We start from the raw sequence: 17,277 nt of genomic DNA, 5'->3' as shown, positions 1-17,277 counted from the left end.
AAGTATTAAAAATATTTAGGAAGATAAAATGGCCCAACGCTGTAAAAATTTCATTGCCATGTCTATAGCTTCAGCAGGTTTATTGGCGATGAGTGGCTGCACCTTGATCCCAGGTGGGCATTTTGAAGGAATTACATCAGGCGAAAAGACAGCAAGTTTGGAGCAGGAACTTTCAACAGTTAATATTCAAATAATTGACTCTGAAGTGATCAATAACCAGAAAAGTAAGAACAGAGTTGAGCGCATAAGTTCTGTTTCAGGCCTTGATGTCTCTGATTATGAATATCGTTTGGGGGTTGGGGACGTAATTACAATAGGCGTTTGGGATCATCCCGAATTAACTATCCCCGCTGCGGTTCAACGTACAGCAGAGTTTGACGGCTTTAGAGTGCAAGCAGATGGTACTATCACTTATGCTTATGCACCGAAAGTACTTGCTGCTGGCAAAACAGTTGTTGAGCTTAGAGAAGAGCTAGTTAATCGTCTAAGTCGCGTTATTGAAGACCCTCAGATAGACGTAAAAGTCGTAGGTTTTAAAAGTCAAAAAGTTTATGTTACAGGCGAAGTTAAGAGTCCTGGAGTTTATCCTGTTACAGAAACCCCGCTTACTTTAATCGATGCTATCAATCAAGCCGGTGGGTTGAATGAAAGAGCCGATTGGAAAACGGTCACATTTAGTCGCACAGATAAAGTAGAACATATTCAATTAGATGATTTCTATTCTAAAGGTGATATTTCACAAAATCGTATTCTAAAACATGGCGATGTCATCCATGTTGCACGCAATGATAAACGTAATGTCTATGTGATGGGAGATGTAAATAAGGTAGGAACAGTCGAAGTCAAGCGTTATGGTTTAAGTTTGGCGGAAGCTCTATCTGAGGTAGGCGGGATCAATGAGCGTAGTGCCAATGCAAATGGCATATTCGTGCTTAGAAAAAGAAATTTTGACACAGATGGTGTTGTTGCGGATGTGTATCAGCTACGGGCTAATAACATTGCGGCATTAATCTTTGCGGAACAGTTTGAATTGGAACCACAAGATATTGTTTATGTTACCAGCGCACCGATTGCTAGATGGAATAAAGTTATTAGCTTACTCCTACCTTCGCTTTCAACTGTAGATGCATTGCAAGATATAGATAATCAATAGGTATATAAATAATGTTTGATAGTATATTGGTTGTCTGTGCAGGCAATATCTGTAGAAGCCCCACAGCTGAATATGTATTAAAAAATAAGCTTATTAATACGCGCATTCACGTATCTTCAGCAGGCTTAACTGCACTAGAAGGAAAAGCTGCTGATGGCGTTGCTCAAGAGCTTGCTAGAGAGCATGGTATTGATATGGGACCACATAAAGGTCGTCAGCTCAATTCATCACTTGTCGCTCAAAACTCACTGATTTTGGTAATGGAACAAAGGCATGTGCAAGATTTGTGCGCGCGTTACCCTCAAGCGCGTGGTAAAACATTTTTGCTTGGTAAATGGCTAGGTGATAAAGAAGTACCTGATCCTTACAGGCAAAGTCGTGAGGCTTTTGAACATGTTTACGACTTAATCGATAGCGCGTGCAGCGCTTGGCAGAAGTATTTATAAGGATGAAAGAGTCAATGAATGCTCAATCAAACCTATTAAGTGGGTCGCAGCAAAAGCAATCCACAGAACAAGCGCAAGAAATCGATTTAATGGCCTTATTGGGCGCTTTTCTTGACCGCAAATGGTTTATTATCTCTGTAACAGCCCTATTTATGATTATTGGTGCTGCTGTCGCGATGTTTAGTACACCAATATACCAAGCGACATCCATGATACAGGTTGAAGAAAAAGGTGGGTCGGTTCCTGGCTTTGATGAACTTGGTGGTATGTTTGAGAGTACGTCAGCAGCAGTGACTGAAATTGAGTTGCTGAAGTCTCGTAGTATTATTGGTGAAGCTGTAGACAGCTTAAAGCTCGATATTGTTGCAGAGCCCAAACTATTCCCCATTATTGGCGGTAGAGCATTTCGTAAATTCACACCCACGCAAGATGGTGACTTAGCAGAACCAAGTTTTGGCGCATCCAGCTATGCATGGGGGGGCGAGAAAATTGAAATATTTAAATTTGAAGTTTCTCAAAACGCAATTGGCGTTGAGTTTACGCTAGTCGCATTGGCAAATAACCAATTTGAATTATTAACAGATAATGGCGATAGCATTTTAAAAGGTAAGGTTGGCGAAGAGGTGTCAAATGGCGCTTTTACATTAACCCTGAAAACGTTAATTGCTCGCCCAGATACGGAATTTAAATTAATAAAAAGAGATCGCTTAAATACCATTCTTGATTTGCAAACTGCTATTGGAGCAAGTGAGAAAGGAAAAGATTCGGGTATTATCAACCTGAGCCTACAAAATACCAATGCAGAATATGCAGAGTCGGTACTTAACAAAGTTGCTGGTATATATGTGCGCAGAAATGTAGAGCGTAACAGCGCTGAAGCTCAAAAGTCTTTGGAATTTTTAGAATATCAATTACCCCAAATTAAAAAGCAGTTAGAGTCAGCAGAACAACGCTTTAATGATTATCAAGTAAAGCAACAGTCAGTTGATATTAGTTTGGAAACAGAAGGTGTATTAAGGCAGCTTGTAAAACTCGAAACACAAGTACAAGAACTTGAACTTAAGAAGCTAGAACTTGGCCGTAAGTTCAAACAAACTCACCCAAGCTACCAAGCAGCTGTCGAGCAAATTGAAGCGGTAGAAAGTCAAAAACGCCGTTTAGCTGCTGAGGTGAAAGTATTGCCTGCAACGCAGCAAGAACTGTTACGTTTAACTCGTGACGTTGAAGTTAATAACGAAATTTACACACTGTTACTGGCAAAAACTCAAGAACTAGACATTGTACGTGCGGGTACTGTAGGTAATGTGCGCGTAATTGACCTTGCTGAAGTAAATACCTCCAAGCCAGTAAAACCTAAAAAAGCATTGATCGTTGTTATGGCAACCTTGCTGGGTGGTTTGTTGGCAGTTGCAATCGTGCTCATCCAAAAGGCAATTCATAAAGGCATTGAAGATCCTGCCGAAATTGAGGCGTTAGGTCTACCTGTTTACGCAAGTGTACCTTATTCGGAATATCAGGTTAAGTTAACGGGTTTTGCAAAAGCACGTAAAGGAAAAACCGCAAAAGCAAAATCAATACTTGCGATGGATAACCCGGCAGATCTTTCAATTGAGGCGTTAAGAAGTCTACGCACAAGCCTACATTTTGCGATGATGGAAGCGAAAAATAACATAATTGCCATTTCTGGACCAAGTCCAGGCGTTGGTAAATCATTTATCTCAGTAAATTTAGCAACTGTATTAGCGCAAAGTGATAAAAAAGTACTTATTATTGACGCAGACATGCGTAAAGGCTATTTACAAACACAGTTTGGTATGAAATGGGATAATGGACTCAGTGATTACCTTTCGGGTCGTATCAACCTAGAACAAGCAACCAAAGCAAGTCAGGTTGAGGGGCTGGATGTCATAACCCGTGGTCAAATACCGCCAAACCCTTCTGAACTACTCATGCATGAAAACTTCGCAAAATTAGTTGAAGAGGTGAGTGCGAAATACGATATAATCATAGTCGATACTCCGCCTATTTTAGCTGTAACTGACCCTGCAATTGTAAGTGCGCATGCAGGCAGTACATTACTAGTCACTCGATTTGGTCAAAACCATGTTAAAGAATTAGAGTTAACTCGTAATCGTTTTGATCAAAATGGTATTGACGTAAAAGGTGTGGTATTTAACGGCGTTGTGAAAAAAGCAAGCAATGCTTACGGTTACTACGGCTACTACAATTATGAATATAAATCAGATAAATAATCTATTGTAGATCGTCGAGCACAGTGTAAAAGATTGCGTGAATGTAAGTCGCCGTTTACGGCGACAAATAAAATTAAATATTCACTAGCTGCGAATTGTCGTCGCTAAAAAATTAATTGTCACCTTGGGTCAGTTTCAAGGGTAGAAATGAAAACTAATAAAGGAACACCTGTGAAAGTTCTTACAGTATTCGGCACAAGGCCAGAAGCAATCAAAATGGCACCTCTTGTTCATGCACTAGCAAAGGACGAGCGTTTTGATGCCAAAGTATGCGTTACAGCTCAGCATAGAGAAATGCTCGATCAGGTATTAGAACTTTTTAAAATTACACCAGACTATGACCTAAACCTAATGAAAGCAGGGCAAACTCTTCCAGAGGTTACAAGCCGAATTTTGTTAGAGTTAACACCAGTTTTAAAAGAGTTTAAACCTGATGTGGTTTTAGTGCACGGTGATACAGCCACTACTTTTGCAGCTAGCCTAGCTGCATACTATGAGAAAATTGCTGTTGGCCATGTTGAGGCTGGTTTACGCACAGGTAATATTTATTCACCATGGCCTGAAGAAGCAAACCGTAAACTAACCGGTGCACTGGCGAAGTACCATTTCGCACCTACTGAAACATCTAAACATAATTTATTATCTGAAAATTACAGCGATGAAAATATTTTCGTTACGGGTAATACTGTTATAGATGCACTATTAATGATTAAATCGAAAATTGAAAACGATGCTGATTTATCTTCTACACTTGCTGCACAATTTCCGTTCTTAGATGAATCAAAAAAACTCATTTTAGTTACAGGTCATCGACGTGAAAGTTTTGGCGGGGGCTTTGAGCGTATTTGCGAAGCATTAGCTCAAACAGCTAAAAAACACCCAGAAACACAAATTTTGTATCCAGTGCATTTAAACCCGAACGTTCAAGAGCCTGTAAAGCGTATACTGGCTGATGTCGATAATGTACATTTAATAGAGCCACAGCAATACCTACCTTTTGTGTATTTGATGAATCGTGCACATATCATTTTGACAGACTCTGGCGGTATTCAAGAAGAAGCTCCTAGTCTAGGTAAGCCTGTATTGGTCATGCGTGATACAACAGAAAGGCCTGAAGCCGTTGATGCAGGTACAGTTAAACTTGTAGGAACAGATGTTGATTTGATCAGCTCTTCCTTGACTGAACTACTTACGAATAAAAGTAGCTATATAAAAATGAGTCGAGCTCACAACCCATATGGTGATGGTAATGCTTGTTGTAGGATCATAGATAGGTTGCTAGGGCAATGAAAGAAAAACTGTTGTTGTTAAAGTGGGCTGAGTCTGATTTTGTCTTTGAAAATATTCTGAAAGAAAAATATACATGTAATGAGCGTAAAATAGCTCACCACGAAAGCTGGTTCTCCTCAAATAGAAGCGTGATTAAAGGATGCATTCATTTAGCGAAACAATTGTTGCCAGTTTTCTTTATCTCTATGTTCAGGAAAACTTTTGTTTTTGGTACTAACGTTTGTAGATTTTTATATATTCCCGCATTAATAAATAGGAAGGTAATATTGGTTTTTAATGAGATACCTAATTACTTTTCTTTTTTTGATAGGATATTTATTCGGTTAGTAAGAAAACAGATTTTTGTATCAAGCTCTGCTAGGGAAAGGTATTTTGAAGATAAGTTTAATATAAAAATCGGTGGGGTTTTACCTAATATTCCAGAGTTGAAAACTCATGATGCCAATATAAATAATAAAGACAAGAAAAAGTTAATTGTTTATGCTGGCCTTATAAACTCGAAAAGGATCTCTGAGAAGCTAATTAATGATTTGTCGAAGTCTGAGTTTAAACTCGATCTACTAGGTACGAATTTAAACTTTGATTTTAATAGACCTGGCTTGACTTATCTAGGGAAGAAAACTCAACTTGAAGCTCAGGAAATTCAACAAAGATATAGATATGCATTACTTAGTTACTCTACCGAAGACACTAACAATGACTTATGTGCACCAATAAAGATTTATGAATATGTCAATGCTAAGTGTGTATGTGTAATTGCAAACAAGAATTTGGGATTACTAGAGTATATCGAGAAATACCCCGCAATCTTTGTATATATAGAAAATTTAGAAAGTTATAGCTTTGATGAAGATGAATATCAAATAGAACGTGAGAAGTTCTTCAATGATGAAATGACTCAATTAGATAATAGTATGAGAAAATTTGCGGTTTTGTGGAATTAACATGCGAAGTTTTAGCTCTTTTCGAAGTGAGTATTTAGTATTAATATTTGTTTTTGTTTTCTTTAATGTTAACTACTTTATTCAAAACCAACAAAGTGAATTGGTGGTTATTTATTATCATTTATCTAACCTTTTTTATATATCAACTTTGTTATATTACAGGAAGAAAGATAATTTAAAATTTAGCTTTCTTTGCTTGCTTTATTTTATCGTCTTTCATCAGTATGGGTCTGATCCATACTCGGAAGAGTTTAGCAATTTTATGTCTGGACCTTATAAGTTCATAGTGTTTTTGCTATTCTTTTCTTCATTGGAGGTCGTTTCACTAAGGTGGCTTCCTTTTTATTTGCTTTTATTGTTGTCGACAATATACCAAATTATCTTTGGGGATAGATTTAGAGCTGAATATCTTTTTAATGATTTGGTGTTTTATATAGCAGTATTTCCAGTTTTAATGTCATCAAGAGATAGTATAAAATCTGTAGTCGATTTTAATAAGGTAGCATATCTGCTTTATGTTTTTTCATTGACTCTACCTATTTCATCTATGCTTGTTTATGCCTTGGATCTTTTTACAGTGCTTCATGGCTCTTATTACTTCTTTTATGGACATACAATATCATTTGTTTTTTTGTATTCAGTTGTATACTTTATTTCGATTGATAAAGAAAAGAATGCACTCAAGTTTTTATTATGTGCAGTTAATCTGTTAGTTATATTTCAGTCAGCTCAAACGGCTTACTATGTCATATTTATTTTGACTATTGTTGCTTATTGTATTTTCAATAGAAAGATTATTAACCTCTTATATGCGCCACTAGTGTTTTTTATTATATATCTGACAAACCTATCGGTTCCTGAAGATAGCTGGGTGTACCTCAAGACGGGGCAGCTTACTAGCTTATTTTTACTAGATGTAACCTCTATAGTTGAAAGCTCCAATTCCTTTGCTATCAGGGCATATGAATTGATAAATATAATTAATGTAAGTAATTATTTTGAGCTGTTTTTTGGCTCGGGTCTTGGTTCAGTTTATCACGATAACTTACATTTGTTTCATAGTTCAATGATTCACGAGGCGTCTTTTCCGAAGAAAGAAATATTATCTGGTGAGTTTCACTTAGTTCATGAAACATTAATCAGACTATTTTTTCATGTTGGTTTATTTGGGTTTTTGATTTTTTATGCTGTTTTTTACAAGAACTTAAAGGGCGGCTTGCAGTTTATTAATGTGTTTATATTTATATATTTTTCCTTTCTATGGCTAAGTAGTTTGCAAGCTGTTTTCTTTTTAACAATAATTATGACCATTATAAAAATGCGGGATATTGGAGAATATTGAATGAAACTCTCGTTAGTAATTACAACGTTTAACGAAGCTAAGACTATACGTGAATGGTGTAAGAGCCTAAAAAGTCAGACATTACAGCCTGATGAAGTCGTTGTCGTTGATTCTGATTCTTCAGATAGTACAGTGAATATTATAAAAGAAGAGCTATCAAACTTTTTAGATTTAAAGGTTATTGTAGAAAAGTGCAATATCTCTAGAGGAAGAAATTTAGCAATTAGTAATGCTTCACATGAGAATATTTTGATTACAGACGCTGGTGTAAAGTTGAGTTGTAACTGGGTTGAGCTTATGTCATCAGCTTTAAGTAATCATGATGCTGTGGCTGGCTATTATATGTACTCAGGTGATAATTCTCTTCAGAAGGCTTACAAAGAACTTTTTTATAAATCAGTTAAAGAGGTTGAACCTTCTGAATTTCTGCCATCTTCACGTTCTTTAGCCCTTAAGAAGCATGTTTGGTCGGATGTTGGGGGATACAATGAAGATTTTGATATTGGTGAAGATACTGAGTTTGATCTGAAAATTAAATCAGCTGGTTATACTTTTCATTTCTGCCCTGAAGCAATGGTTAGTTGGGATGTTAGAGAGTCTCTTTTCAAAACATATAAACAACACTACAACTATTCTCTGTGGGATGGCGTAATCGGGCAAAATCAGTTTGGTCATCTAAGACTTGGGTTAATCTTTTTATCTCAAATTATATTTGCTGCTTTGTTTTTCATTTACTTGGGCGTGTTTTCATTTTCTGTATTCTTTCTCCATTATTTTGTTAAGTTTTTTAAAGATGAAAATAGATTTAGACATATCAGGTATAAAGTAGCCTTAAGTGTAGGCATCCCTATTGTCAAAGCTGTTGCTTTTTGCTTTGGTAAAGCTAGAGGTAGCTAATTTTGTACTCGATTTTACAGCATTTGAAAGGTGGTTTAAGTAAAGAAGTTTCTTTAACATTGCTTACTCAATTTTTTTCTTTATTTACTCCCCTTTTATTGATGCTTTATATTGTCCAAGGATATGGTAAATCTGAAGTTGTCGTATTTGAAGCTATACTTTCCGTCACTGCCTTTATTGCTATATTGGTAGATTATGGAACGTCAACGTTTTATTCATTTCGAAATTTTAATAAGAAAGCTGCAGCCAAAGTAGCTACTACACTGTTTGTGTTAAAGCTGTTTGTTTCTTTAGTTGGGGGAATTATAGGTGCGGTCATATTCTATTTGTTTGACTTTGACCTTTTTGTCCTTGCTATCTCTATTTTGGTTCTTTTAGTTAGTTCTTTTGAGATCCCATATATTTACTTTGCAAATAATAAAACACATGTTTTTTCATTTATTCAATCGTTAAAGTACCCATTTTGTGTGTTATTTATTTTTGTTACAGATGAGCTTTATCTGTCATTAGTGTTAAGTTTTGTATTCGTTGCATTCATTAACTTAGTTTATGCTTCAAAGTGGTTCTCTTTTAACTTCTTTTTCTCATACAGAATATTTGGGTATACCTTAAGTAAATATAGAACTTACACCTTGACGGAGTTGCTTACTGGAATATTCTCTCAATTAGATGGGTTTATAGCTTCAGAATTGCTGCCTAAAGAACAAGCTTTCTTGTACGTTTTTCTTCGTAAGTTTGTTAGGGCTTCGAATGCATTGCTTAATTATGTCTATAGAATAGCTTTTACAAGAAAAATGAAAGGAGAAAATACTAATGACTCCTTAACTTCATTCTTACTGATAATAAACTTATTCGGTGCCGTTTCATTTTTCATTTTATCTTGGTTTTTGAAAAGCTACTACTCTGAGCTACATACTTATACTTCATTTGAGTACTATTTTGTTGTTTTTCTACAGTCTAGCCTACTTCTAGTCGGTTGCTTAAAAGTACTAACTAGAAATAACAAACTTTATACTAAGTATCTGTTTTCAATTCACTTCAAGGCGACGTTCATATCAGCAATTTCGTTCTGTATACCTATTTATTTCTTTTCATCATATTTAGATGCTATTCTACTTAGCTTTTTTAGGCTATTTGCTGATGTGCTATATATAATAGTGGTGTTTTTATGCTTAAAATTTGGGAAGGTAGCTAAGTCTTGAAAAAACTAACTCTATTTTCATTGACATATGAATGTCGAGGGCATGCAAAAGAGTATGCAAATAATTTTATCAAATATTCTGCGCTGAATGATTATGATATAACTCTTCTTCATCCTAATAATGAGCCTTTATCTTCTGATATTGGCCCTTTAGATTTAAAACCTAGCCAAAGGTTTGGGGCACATAGACGGATATTGAGGCGTTTTTTTATTACATTAAAATATAGCTTGCTGAATATCAAAAAATTTCGACTTTCAAATGCTGTTTACTTTCTCGATTATGAATACTTTTCATTGCTTTTGTCTTTGTTGATAACTAAAGGTGATAAATATGTTTTGATTCATTCGGCATCCATCGATAAAAGTGGCTTTTACAGGCTATATAAAAAAATTTTCTTTTTTTTTATAAAAAGAGTTAATGTCAAATGCTATTTTGTGACAGGTCAAAGCGCTAAAACGCAGCTGTTAAAGTTTTTACCTGATGCTAGAGTTGAGGTGGTTCAGTTTCCCTCAAAACTTGATTTGGCACCCATACCAAAGCTAAATGCGAAAGAAGCTTTATTCAGCAGAGATAAAAAAGTATTTTCATTAATTGGCATGATTCGACCAGATAAGAATTATGAATTCGCCATTAAGTGCTTCGCTGATTCTAATGCTTCAAATAATAATGATAATGTTTTGTATATAGCAGGCTCGCCTTCAGGTGTTTCTGAGGAACAACTATTAGGATGGCTAAAGAAGTATAAAGTTGAAAACTATAAACTTGATTTACGTTATTTAACAGAAGAAGATTTAAATCTTGCGTTTTCTGCATCAGATGTTCTTTTGGTACCTTATGGTGATACAGGCTCCTCCCAAAGCGGCCCTCTCTCGATGTGCAGAGAGTATGGGTTACCAGCAATAGTAAAAGGCGGTAGCGAGATTGGTAATTATGTTATGGCAAATAATGTAGGTGTTTGCTGTTTTGATGAAAGTACATTTATAGATTCTATAAATATAATGATAGATGCTGTCCCTGCAGACATTATTAGTTCATTAGCGGTGGCAAAAAAGCTGTATTCATGGGAATCAGCAATAAAAAAATATTTAGAGGTTTTCAATGGAAAATAAAAAAGCACTTATTACAGGAATAACGGGTCAAGATGGCTCTTATTTAGCTGAATTTTTATTAGAAAAGGGTTATGAAGTTCATGGAATTAAAAGAAGAGCCTCTTCCTTCAATACTGAGCGCGTAGATCATATTTTTCAAGATGTTCATGCTGATAATCCTAAGTTTTTCCTTCATTATGGCGACCTTACAGATACTTCGAACCTTACACGTATCTTGAAGGAAGTTCAGCCTGATGAAGTGTATAACCTAGGTGCGCAAAGTCATGTAGCAGTTTCTTTTGAAGCGCCCGAGTACACCGCTGATGTAGATGCTATCGGAACTTTACGACTTTTAGAGGCAATTCGTTTTCTGGGTTTAGAGAAAAAAACTAAATTCTATCAAGCATCTACTTCAGAACTTTATGGTGAAGTCAGGGAAGTCCCTCAAAAAGAGACGACGCCTTTCCATCCTCGTTCTCCATATGCAGTTGCAAAAATGTATGCTTATTGGATTGCGGTAAATTATCGAGAATCTTATGGGATGTATACTTGTAATGGTATCTTATTCAATCATGAGTCGCCTCGCAGAGGAGAGACTTTTGTAACTCGTAAAATCACTCGAGGGCTTGCAAATATTTCCCAAGGTCTTGAAAACTGCTTATACCTCGGAAATATGGACGCTTTGCGTGACTGGGGTCATGCTAAAGATTATGTTCGTATGCAATGGATGATGCTCCAGCAAGATGTTCCAGAAGATTTTGTAATTGCGACAGGTAAGCAAATCTCGGTTAGAGAATTTGTACAGCTGTCGGCTAAAGAGCTAGGTATAACGCTTAAGTTTAGTGGTACAGGTGTTGATGAAATCGCTACTGTTGCTGCAATTGAAGGCAGTGATGCTGAACATTTAAATGTTGGTGATGTTATTGTTCGAGTTGACCCTAGGTATTTTAGACCAGCAGAAGTTGAAACTTTGCTTGGTGACCCTTCAAAAGCAAAAGAAAAGCTTGGTTGGGAACCTGTAATTACAGTAGAAGAAATGTGTGCAGAAATGGTTCAGTCAGACCTTAAAGTTGCAAAACAACATGCTATTTTAAAGCAGCATGGTTACTCAAAGTCCATTTCTAAAGAGTAATTATACCAATGAAAATTCTTCTAACGGGTGCCAACGGGATGGTTGGCAAAAATATATTACGTTTAAGCACAAAGACACCGCATAAGTTTTTGGCTCCATCAAGTGCTGAGTTAAATTTACTGGATTCACACTCCGTACGTGAGTTTTTGCAAAATGAGAAGCCTGATATGGTGATTCATTGTGCTGGTGTAGTTGGTGGTATTCAGGCGAATATTGCTGATCCAGTAAAGTTTTTAGTTGATAACACTCAGATGGGTATTAATATCATTACGGCGTCATTAGACACTGGTGTACCTAATTTTATTAATCTAAGTAGTTCATGTATGTATCCTAGGGGAGCTCAAAACCCCTTGTCTGAAGAATTAATATTAACGGGTGAGCTTGAACCAACAAATGAAGGTTATGCACTTGCCAAAATTACTTCTACTAGGCTATGCGAATATATAAGCAATACACACTCTGGTTTATCTTATAAAACTGTCATTCCATGTAACCTATATGGTTATTATGACAAGTTTGATCCTAAACACTCACATATGATTCCAGCAGTAATAAAGAAGATACACGATGCTGTTATCAATAAAAGTTCGAGTATTGATATTTGGGGTGATGGTGAAGCCAGACGTGAATTTATGTTTGTTGAAGATTTAGCTGATTTTGTTGTTTATGCTATTGATAATATTAATAAAATGCCTCAAAACATCAATGTGGGTTTAGGTACTGATTATACAATTAATGAATATTACAAAGTAATTGCAGAAGTGATTGGCTTTGAAGGTGAGTTTATTCATGACTTAAGCAAACCTGTTGGGATGAAACAGAAATTAATCGACGATTCAAAGCTAGCAGAGTTTGGTTGGCGACATAAAACATCTTTAAAGGAAGGTGTTTTAAAAACATATAAACATTACTTAAGAGAAGATTACAATGACTAATTATTCTTTGGCTAGTAGCACTTGGGATGATAATGAACTTGACGCGATAAAGCGCGTTATCGAGTCAGATATGTTTACCATGGGTAAGGAAGTGGCAAAGTATGAGAAAGAGTTTGCTGACTTCTTTGGTTCTAAATATGCAGTAATGGTAAATTCAGGGTCAACAGCTAATTTACTTATGATAGCTGCCTTATTCTTTACCAAGAACCCAGAACTTAAACTACAACGTGGCGATGAGGTTATAGTTCCTGCTGTTTCATGGTCTACGACGTATTTTCCTCTTCAGCAATATGGCTTAAAGGTTAAGTTTGTTGATATTGATCGCAAAACTTTGAATATTGATCTTGATAAACTAGAAGACGCGATTACTCCGAAAACAAAAGCTATTTTTGCAGTAAACTTGCTTGGCAACCCAAATGACTTTGCGCGTTTAAATTCGATAATTGAAGAGCGCAATATTATCTTGTTAGAAGATAACTGTGAGTCAATGGGAGCTACATTTAATGGTAAGCAAGCAGGTACTTTTGGTATTATGGGATCTTACAGCTCTTTCTTTTCACATCATATAGCTACGATGGAAGGTGGCTGTATTACAACTGATGATGAAGAGCTTTATCATATTTTATTATGTATAAGAGCACATGGCTGGACACGAAACCTTCCAAAAGAAAATCTTGTTAGCGGCATCAAGAGTGACGACCCGTTTGAAGAGTCATTTAAATTCATGCTTCCGGGTTATAACGTTCGACCTTTAGAAATGAGTGGTGCTATAGGTATCGAGCAATTGAAGAAGTTACCTAGCTTTATTGAACAGAGAAGAAAAAATGCACACTTGTTTATCGAACTTTTTGGCTCTCACCCTTACATTGAGATTCAGCAAGAGGTAGGTGAGAGTAGTTGGTTTGGTTTTTCTCTAGTTCTCAAAGAAAACTCACCTATCACACGCGAGCAATTGATTACAGTATTGAGAGAGCACGGGATAGAGTGCAGACCAATTGTAACAGGTAATTTCTTGAAGAATAAAGAAGTCTTGGAATTCTTTGATTACGAGATTGGTAGTTCAATTGAGTGTGCGGAGTACATTGAAGAGCACGGTTTGTTTGTGGGGAATCACCAAGTAGATCTCACTGAGCAACTTACTTTACTTAGCAATGCTTTGCTTTAACTAAATTTGGGGCGATAACTTTACTGCATTAGAGTTAGCCCCAGTTTTTTATTTAGGTAACTTTTGAAGGAGCATACATAGTCGTGTTTTTAGATTACTCTACATTTTCAAAAGTGATAGATAGTGCTCCACTTGTTTCAATCGATTTGGTTATTTTGAATGAAAATAATCAAGCGCTACTGGGCGAGAGATTAAATAAACCAGCACAAGGGAGTTGGTTTGTACCAGGCGGACGTATTTTAAAGAATGAATCGCTTGCTAAGGCATTTGAAAGGCTAACTACAGAAGAGCTGGGTGAAGTTTTCACAATATCAGAAGCTACCCTGCTAGGGCCTTTTGATCATTTCTATGACGAAAATGTTTTTGGTGATAGCATTAGCACGCATTATGTAGCACTCGCTTATATTTTAAGGTTGAACAAACAGCTCACAGATTTACCTCATAATATCCAGCATGGTAAATACAAATGGTTCGACACCGAGAGCCTACTAATAGATAAAAAAGTCCATAAGCATACAAAATGGTACTTTGAAGCATTACAGAATACACAGGGATAACGATTATGATACTTCCAATCATCATGGCAGGCGGCTCAGGTACTCGCCTGTGGCCACTGTCACGTGGAAACTACCCAAAACAATTTTTAAAGTTACATGGTGAAAATACCATGCTTCAAGAGACAATTCTAAGATTAAATGGTCTTGAACATGCACCTGCAATGTTGATTTGCAACGAAGAGCACCGCTTTATTGCCGCAGAGCAAGTTCGTCAAATTGGAGCAGCACATAGCGGTATCTTTTTAGAGCCTGTAGGCCGTAATACCGCTCCAGCTATTGCATTGGCAGCCTTTAAAGCAATTGAAAACAACCAAGATGCATTATTGCTTGTACTAGCTGCTGACCATGTTATTGAAAACCAAACGGGATTCCAAGAAAGTGTCAACAAGGCAAAACTGTTAGCAGAGAAAGGTAAATTGGTGACTTTTGGCATCGTCGGTAACACCCCTGAAACTGGTTATGGTTATATCAAACGTGGAGCAGAAGTCGAGAACGGCTTTATCGTTGATAGCTTTGTAGAAAAGCCAAACCTTGAAACTGCACAAGGATATATTGCAAGTGGTGACTACTACTGGAATAGCGGTATGTTCTTATTCAAAGCAAGTCGTTATCTTGAAGAGCTAAAAGCATTTCGCCCAGACATTTACGAGGCGTGCGAAAAAGCAGTTCAAGTGCAAAATAATGATATGGACTTCGTACGTGTAGATAAAGAAGCATTTGAAGCCTGTCCAGATGAATCCGTTGATTATGCTGTGATGGAGCACACGATGGATGCAGTTGTGGTTCCGATGGATGCAAACTGGAATGATGTAGGTGGTTTTGCAGCATTGTGGGAGGTCTCTGAGCAAGATGAAAATGGCAATGCTTTCATCGGTGATGTTAAGTCGGTTGATACAAAAAATACCCTTGTGTTTGGTGAAAACAAGTTAGTTACCACTGTCGGTGTTGAAGACTTAGTCATTATCAATACTAAGGATGCTGTATTAGTTGCGCACAAAGACGAATCTCAAAAGGTAAAACAAATCGTTAGTCAGCTAAAAGCGGACGAGCGTTCAGAAGTGACATTCCACCGTGAAGTATATCGCCCTTGGGGTAAATACGATTCAGTAGATAATGGTGAACGCTTCCAAGTAAAACGTATTACAGTTAAACCAGGTGCAAAACTATCAGTGCAAATGCATCACCACAGAGCAGAGCATTGGATTGTGGTTTCTGGTACTGCAAAAGTACAAATTGATGATACAGAACAGTTTGTCACTGAAAATGAATCAGTATACATTCCAATTACAGCAGTTCATGCACTAGAAAACCCGGGTAAAGTTGATTTAGAGCTTATTGAAGTGCAGTCTGGTTCGTATTTAGGTGAAGATGATATTGTGCGCTTTGAAGACCGCTACGGAAGAGTGAAAGGTTAAGTCATGAATACAAAATCAGTGATTCAATCAAGTGGTATTGCATTTGGTACGAGTGGTGCTAGAGGTCTAGTCGTCGATTTTACACCTGAAGTTTGCGCGGCATTTTCAATCGCGTTTGCTCAGAGTATTAAAGACGAATTCGCATTTAATACGATGGCTATTGCTATTGATAATCGCCCGAGCAGCTTTGATATTGCCAAAGCCTGCGCAGCAGGTTTGAAGCAACTTAATATAGAGGTTGTTTATTACGGCGTGGTACCAACACCAGCACTTGCTTATACTGCGATGCAAGACAATATGCCTTGTATAATGGTTACAGGTAGCCATATTCCATTTGATAGAAATGGTTTAAAGTTCTACCGTCCTGATGGTGAAATCACCAAGCAAGATGAGAAAGCCATTTTGTCTGCTGATTTTGATTTTGCTGAATTGAACCTAACCGGTATCAGTTTGCCAACAAGTGATAAAGCAATAAACGTTTATACCGCTCGATATACAAATCTGTTTGATAGTGAAACGCTCGCCGGTAAAAAAGTGGGCATTTATGAGCACTCTAGTGCAGGTAGGGATATTTATAAATCACTATTTGAGCAATTGGGCGCAGAAGTTATTTGCCTAGGGCGCAGTGACGAATTTATCCCAATCGATACCGAAGCTGTATCTGAGGAAGATAAGCAAAGAGCCAAAGAGTGGGTGAGCGAATATCGTTTAGATATGCTGTTTTCAACTGACGGTGATGGTGACAGACCATTAGTTGCAGGTGAAGATGGTGAGTGGTTGAGGGGGGATATTTTAGGTTTGCTTTGTAGCCAAGCTCTCTCAATAGAAGCGCTTGCAACACCTGTTAGTTGCAATACAGCGATTGAGTTATCAGAAAGCTTTAAAGCAGTGAGCAGAACAAAGATTGGTTCGCCTTATGTAATAGCAGCCTTTGCTGAGTTGAATAAAAGCTATGCGCGAGTAGCGGGCTTTGAAGCAAATGGAGGCTATTTACTAGCAAGTGACTTTGAGTTTAATGGTAAAGCCCTTAAAGCGTTGCCAACAAGGGATGCTGTACTACCAGCACTGATTGTGGCCACAATGGGTAATAGTATAGCAAGCTTACTTACAGATTTACCGCAACGCTTTACTGTCAGCGATAGGCTGAAAGACTTTGCGACAGAAAAGAGCAAAGCGCTGATAGCTGAATTAAGTGAAAACCCCAATGCGCTTCTAAAGAATTTAGGGTTAGGTGAAGTGAAATCAGTATGTAAAACGGATGGCTTAAGATTGACTGCGGAAAATGGTGATATTGTTCACTTAAGGCCGTCAGGTAATGCCCCTGAACTTAGGTGTTACGTGGAAGCTGTAGACTCTACTATAGGGCGTAATTTGAATAAAAGCGTATTTGAATTTATAAAAACTTTTACTAAACGCTTTTGATATGTTGCTACAAAATATGCACATAAAAGATTGTAAT

15 protein-coding genes are annotated in these 17,277 nt (G+C 37.0%); all 15 read left to right on the top strand.

The window, feature by feature from the left end:
• Positions 1 to 28 precede the first annotated feature (28 nt).
• Positions 29 to 1,153, top strand: coding sequence for a polysaccharide export protein (locus N477_RS22980; protein WP_063361434.1), 1,125 nt, complete (start codon positions 29 to 31; stop codon positions 1,151 to 1,153).
• An 11-nt stretch (positions 1,154 to 1,164) separates the two neighbouring features.
• Positions 1,165 to 1,599: a low molecular weight protein-tyrosine-phosphatase gene (locus N477_RS22975; protein ID WP_063361435.1), complete on the top strand. Its 435-nt coding sequence runs from the start codon at positions 1,165 to 1,167 to the stop codon at positions 1,597 to 1,599.
• Positions 1,600 to 1,613: 14 nt separating this feature from the next.
• Complete coding sequence (locus N477_RS22970; RefSeq protein WP_063361436.1) at positions 1,614 to 3,851, top strand: polysaccharide biosynthesis tyrosine autokinase; 2,238 nt, start codon at positions 1,614 to 1,616, stop codon at positions 3,849 to 3,851.
• Positions 3,852 to 4,022: 171 nt separating this feature from the next.
• Complete coding sequence (gene wecB, locus N477_RS22965; protein WP_269200119.1) at positions 4,023 to 5,141, top strand: non-hydrolyzing UDP-N-acetylglucosamine 2-epimerase; 1,119 nt, start codon at positions 4,023 to 4,025, stop codon at positions 5,139 to 5,141.
• Positions 5,138 to 6,085: a hypothetical protein gene (locus N477_RS22960; RefSeq protein ID WP_063361438.1), complete on the top strand. Its 948-nt coding sequence runs from the start codon at positions 5,138 to 5,140 to the stop codon at positions 6,083 to 6,085. Before wecB ends, N477_RS22960 begins: the two co-directional genes overlap by 4 nt.
• A gap of 1 nt (position 6,086) precedes the next feature.
• Positions 6,087 to 7,427 carry a hypothetical protein gene (locus N477_RS22955; protein WP_063361439.1) on the top strand — a complete coding sequence of 447 codons (1,341 nt, stop codon included), beginning with the start codon at positions 6,087 to 6,089 and terminating at the stop codon, positions 7,425 to 7,427.
• Positions 7,428 to 8,324 (top strand): glycosyltransferase, encoded by an 897-nt coding sequence (locus tag N477_RS22950; RefSeq protein ID WP_063361440.1) that lies wholly within the window; start codon positions 7,428 to 7,430, stop codon positions 8,322 to 8,324.
• A 2-nt stretch (positions 8,325 to 8,326) separates the two neighbouring features.
• Entirely contained in the window at positions 8,327 to 9,526 is a 1,200-nt protein-coding gene (locus N477_RS22945) for a hypothetical protein (RefSeq protein ID WP_063361441.1), read from the top strand.
• Positions 9,523 to 10,635 (top strand): glycosyltransferase, encoded by a 1,113-nt coding sequence (locus N477_RS22940; protein ID WP_063361442.1) that lies wholly within the window; start codon positions 9,523 to 9,525, stop codon positions 10,633 to 10,635. The genes N477_RS22945 and N477_RS22940 overlap by 4 nt, the downstream gene beginning before the upstream one ends.
• A complete protein-coding gene (gene gmd, locus N477_RS22935; protein ID WP_063361443.1) occupies positions 10,625 to 11,746 on the top strand; it encodes a GDP-mannose 4,6-dehydratase in 1,122 nt (373 codons plus the stop codon). Before N477_RS22940 ends, gmd begins: the two co-directional genes overlap by 11 nt.
• A gap of 8 nt (positions 11,747 to 11,754) precedes the next feature.
• Positions 11,755 to 12,681 carry a GDP-L-fucose synthase family protein gene (locus N477_RS22930; protein WP_063361444.1) on the top strand — a complete coding sequence of 309 codons (927 nt, stop codon included), beginning with the start codon at positions 11,755 to 11,757 and terminating at the stop codon, positions 12,679 to 12,681.
• Positions 12,674 to 13,846: a DegT/DnrJ/EryC1/StrS family aminotransferase gene (locus N477_RS22925; protein ID WP_063361445.1), complete on the top strand. Its 1,173-nt coding sequence runs from the start codon at positions 12,674 to 12,676 to the stop codon at positions 13,844 to 13,846. Before N477_RS22930 ends, N477_RS22925 begins: the two co-directional genes overlap by 8 nt.
• A gap of 83 nt (positions 13,847 to 13,929) precedes the next feature.
• Positions 13,930 to 14,403, top strand: a complete 474-nt coding sequence (locus N477_RS22920) for a GDP-mannose mannosyl hydrolase (protein ID WP_063361446.1) — start codon at positions 13,930 to 13,932, stop codon at positions 14,401 to 14,403.
• 5 nt (positions 14,404 to 14,408) lie between these two features.
• On the top strand, positions 14,409 to 15,818 hold the full coding sequence (locus N477_RS22915; protein WP_063361447.1) for a mannose-1-phosphate guanylyltransferase/mannose-6-phosphate isomerase: 1,410 nt from the start codon (positions 14,409 to 14,411) through the stop codon (positions 15,816 to 15,818).
• 3 nt (positions 15,819 to 15,821) lie between these two features.
• Complete coding sequence (locus tag N477_RS22910; RefSeq protein WP_063361448.1) at positions 15,822 to 17,240, top strand: phosphomannomutase; 1,419 nt, start codon at positions 15,822 to 15,824, stop codon at positions 17,238 to 17,240.
• Positions 17,241 to 17,277 lie beyond the last annotated feature (37 nt).

This window comes from Pseudoalteromonas luteoviolacea H33-S, assembly GCF_001625695.1.
GTDB classification, from domain to species: domain Bacteria; phylum Pseudomonadota; class Gammaproteobacteria; order Enterobacterales; family Alteromonadaceae; genus Pseudoalteromonas; species Pseudoalteromonas luteoviolacea_B.
The sequence above is the reverse complement of the archived record's forward strand: the minus strand, read 5'-3'. Positions and strand labels throughout refer to the sequence as shown.

What these genes read in the sequence shown, in the direction of transcription:
- N477_RS22980 (WP_063361434.1), top strand. Translation starts at nt 29, where the DNA reads ATGGCCCAACGCTGTAAAAATTTCATTGCCATGTCTATAGCTTCAGCA.
- N477_RS22975 (WP_063361435.1), top strand. Translation starts at nt 1,165, where the DNA reads ATGTTTGATAGTATATTGGTTGTCTGTGCAGGCAATATCTGTAGAAGC.
- N477_RS22970 (WP_063361436.1), top strand. Translation starts at nt 1,614, where the DNA reads ATGAATGCTCAATCAAACCTATTAAGTGGGTCGCAGCAAAAGCAATCC.
- N477_RS22960 (WP_063361438.1), top strand. Translation starts at nt 5,138, where the DNA reads ATGAAAGAAAAACTGTTGTTGTTAAAGTGGGCTGAGTCTGATTTTGTC.
- N477_RS22955 (WP_063361439.1), top strand. Translation starts at nt 6,087, where the DNA reads ATGCGAAGTTTTAGCTCTTTTCGAAGTGAGTATTTAGTATTAATATTT.
- N477_RS22950 (WP_063361440.1), top strand. Translation starts at nt 7,428, where the DNA reads ATGAAACTCTCGTTAGTAATTACAACGTTTAACGAAGCTAAGACTATA.
- gmd (WP_063361443.1), top strand. Translation starts at nt 10,625, where the DNA reads ATGGAAAATAAAAAAGCACTTATTACAGGAATAACGGGTCAAGATGGC.
- N477_RS22930 (WP_063361444.1), top strand. Translation starts at nt 11,755, where the DNA reads ATGAAAATTCTTCTAACGGGTGCCAACGGGATGGTTGGCAAAAATATA.
- N477_RS22925 (WP_063361445.1), top strand. Translation starts at nt 12,674, where the DNA reads ATGACTAATTATTCTTTGGCTAGTAGCACTTGGGATGATAATGAACTT.
- N477_RS22915 (WP_063361447.1), top strand. Translation starts at nt 14,409, where the DNA reads ATGATACTTCCAATCATCATGGCAGGCGGCTCAGGTACTCGCCTGTGG.
- N477_RS22910 (WP_063361448.1), top strand. Translation starts at nt 15,822, where the DNA reads ATGAATACAAAATCAGTGATTCAATCAAGTGGTATTGCATTTGGTACG.